The sequence below is a fragment of the Bradyrhizobium pachyrhizi genome (assembly GCF_001189245.1).
Taxonomy (GTDB): Bacteria; Pseudomonadota; Alphaproteobacteria; order Rhizobiales; family Xanthobacteraceae; genus Bradyrhizobium; species Bradyrhizobium pachyrhizi.
The window spans coordinates 42,923-45,486 of sequence record NZ_LFIQ01000039.1 but is presented as its reverse complement, the minus strand read 5'-3'; the positions used below and the strand labels follow the sequence as shown (position 1 = coordinate 45,486).

General features: G+C 60.3%; 2 protein-coding genes and 1 pseudogene. All 3 read right to left on the bottom strand.

Features of this window, described 5'->3' with window-relative positions:
- A pseudogene (locus AKL29_RS44440) lies at nucleotides 1-225 on the bottom strand (ABC transporter substrate-binding protein); the annotation flags it as partial.
- Between the two features lie 481 nt (nucleotides 226-706).
- Entirely contained in the window at nucleotides 707-1,927 is a 1,221-nt protein-coding gene (locus AKL29_RS05055) for an ABC transporter substrate-binding protein (RefSeq protein ID WP_028335619.1), read from the bottom strand.
- Between the two features lie 203 nt (nucleotides 1,928-2,130).
- Nucleotides 2,131-2,493 carry a DUF1304 domain-containing protein gene (locus AKL29_RS05050; protein WP_152977442.1) on the bottom strand — a complete coding sequence of 121 codons (363 nt, stop codon included), beginning with the start codon at nucleotides 2,491-2,493 and terminating at the stop codon, nucleotides 2,131-2,133.
- Between the last annotated feature and the right edge of the window lie 71 nt (nucleotides 2,494-2,564).

Here is a 2,564-nt window from a genome sequence, read left to right as displayed (position 1 = left end):
GCCGTTGATGCCGCCCTGATCGTTGATCATCTTGAAGTAAGCCGCCTGGGTCTTGCCGATCGAGGCATAGGCGGAGGCCGGTCCAGAGAAGGGGACGGTCTGGCCGATCTTGATCTCGGTGTCGCTCGCGCCCGGATCGTACTTCTTCTGGGCAAAGGCCGACGTTGCTGACAGCGCGATCGCGAGCGCCGTTCCCGTGACCAGGTGGAAAATCCCGTTCCTCATAGTGCTGTTTCCCTCACGTGACTGATGGTTGGCCGATGATCTTGTCCGCGGGATCAAGGTCCCGCGGTCGCCATCGCTGGGCCGGGATACTGGAGGAACCGTTGTTGCAACGCAAGACGAACGCTGCCGAAAAGGTGAGCGATTTCAGTCAACCAAAGTAGGGGGCGATGCGAAACAATAAAGCCCGTCGGCCACATCGCTCGGTCGGCAGGGCGGTGATGGTAATCGGATGAACAAAGTAGAAGTTTGCCGAGAGCTTCGTTCCCGGCTCCACTTTGCCGTCCTGCTGGCAGCAACAAACTCAGCGTCGTCCCGGCGAAGGCCGGGACCCATTACCACGACTGTCGATTGCCTTGCGATGCTTGAACGACGAATCCCATCTCCAACACAAGCCGCGGCGTATGGGTCCCGGCCTTCGCCGGGACGACAGTGTACTTGAGATGCGCGACCTCGATCACGTCACGTCGGCGCGGCGAACTGGCTAGCCCGCCGGGCCGGTGTCCTCGATGATCGGGCCGAACAGCTCCCAGCGCTCGCCGTTGAACTTCATCATCTGCATCTGCTTGTTGATGCGGTAGTCGTTCGGTCCCGTCGTGATCGACATGCCCGGCAGCGCAAGGCTCGGCACGAACTTCTTCAGGCTGGTCACCTGCTTCATCAGGTTGTCGCGGGTGAGGTCGTCGCCGCACTGCTTGAGCACCTGGATCAGCAGCTCGGCCGTCGAGTAGCCGTAGGTGTTGACGGTGTTGAGCTTGTCGCCTTCCGGATAATACTTGTCCATGAAGGCGAAGTAGGCCTTCACGCCGGGATCGTCCTTCCACTGCGGGTCGGCGGGATCCTTGCCGTAATTGGTCGAGATGATGCCCTTGGAGATGTCGAGGCCGGCCGGCTTCAGCGTCGCCGACACCGGGCTCGCATTGATGTCGAGGATGTGCACCGGGTTCCAGTTGAGATCGGCGATCTTGCGGATCGCCTGCGCGGCGAATTTCGGTGTCGAGGCGTCATAGACCAGATCGACCCCGGCGGCCTTCAGCTTCACGATCTGGGAATCGACCGTCGGGTCGGTCAGCTCGTAGGACACCTCGGTGACGATCATGCTCGCGGCCTTGTCGCCGAGCCCGCTCTTCAGGCCGGTGATGTAGTCGCGGCCGAGATCGTCGTTCTGGTAGAAGATGCCGATCTTGGCGTTCGGGTGATTGGCCAGGATGTATTTGGCGTAGATGCGCCCCTCGGACTGGTAATTCGGGTTGAACGCGATCGTCCATGGCGCGTTCTGCGGGTCGGAGAAGCGCGAGGCGCCGGTGGAGGCGAGCAGCTGCGGCACCTTCCTGGCATTCAGATATTTCTGCACGGCGGCATTCGACGGCGTGCCGATGATCTGGAACGTGAACAGCACCTCGTCTCCCTCGACGAGCTTGCGTACCTGCTCGACCGCTTTCGGCGGCGAATAGGCGTCGTCATACTGGATCAGGTTCAGCTTGCGGCCGTTGATGCCGCCCTGATCGTTGATCATTTTCATATAGGCCGCCTGGGTTTTGCCGATGCCGGCATAGGCGGATGCGGGGCCGGAGAACGGCACGGTCTGGCCGATCTTGATCTCGGTGTCGGTCGCGCCGATGTCGTATTTCTTCTGCGCGGTGGCCGATGTAACCGACAACGCGATCGCAAGCGCCGTCGCAGCGAGCAATTGCACGCTTCTCATGTCCGTGACCTCCCTCTTGCCGGTGATCTTGTCCGCAAGCTCAGGCCGGCGGATGTCACCGTTGCACGGGATGATGGAGGAACGGCTGGGCCATTGCAAGACGATGCACCCTGCGCGCGATGTCGCGTTTGAGCATGATCCGGAAAGTGTGAAGCGGTTTTCCGAGTGGATCATGCTCAAGAAAACAAAAGCGCGCCCGCGCTTTAGGCCAGCCAGAGCTGGATCAGCGCCAACCCAGCGGGAGCCGCCTGCACATAAAGAATGCGACGGCTGACGGTGGCGGCGCCATAGGCACCGGCGACAATCACGCAGAGCAGGAAAAATGTCTTGATCTGGAACGCGAAGGCCGGATTGCCATGTATGAGGCCCCAGATCAGTCCGGCGGCGAGGAAGCCGTTATAGAGCCCCTGATTGGCGGCGAGCACCGCAGAATCGTTTGCCTTCTCGATCGAGTTGCGAAACGTCTTCAGCCCGAGCGGTTTGGTCCACAGAAACATCTCGAGCACAAGGAAATAGACGTGCAGCATGGCCACCACCGCGACCAGAACATTGCCAAGCAACAGCATATTGCGGCCCCCCGGAGCTTCGGTTCTGATTGAATCAAGAAACGAAGCTCAAGATTCTTGTTTTGGTGCGT

Bases quoted from the DNA above. Each gene is read 5' to 3' on its own strand.
- AKL29_RS05050 (WP_152977442.1), bottom strand. From the start codon at position 2,493: ATGCTGTTGCTTGGCAATGTTCTGGTCGCGGTGGTGGCCATGCTGCAC.
- AKL29_RS05055 (WP_028335619.1), bottom strand. From the start codon at position 1,927: ATGAGAAGCGTGCAATTGCTCGCTGCGACGGCGCTTGCGATCGCGTTG.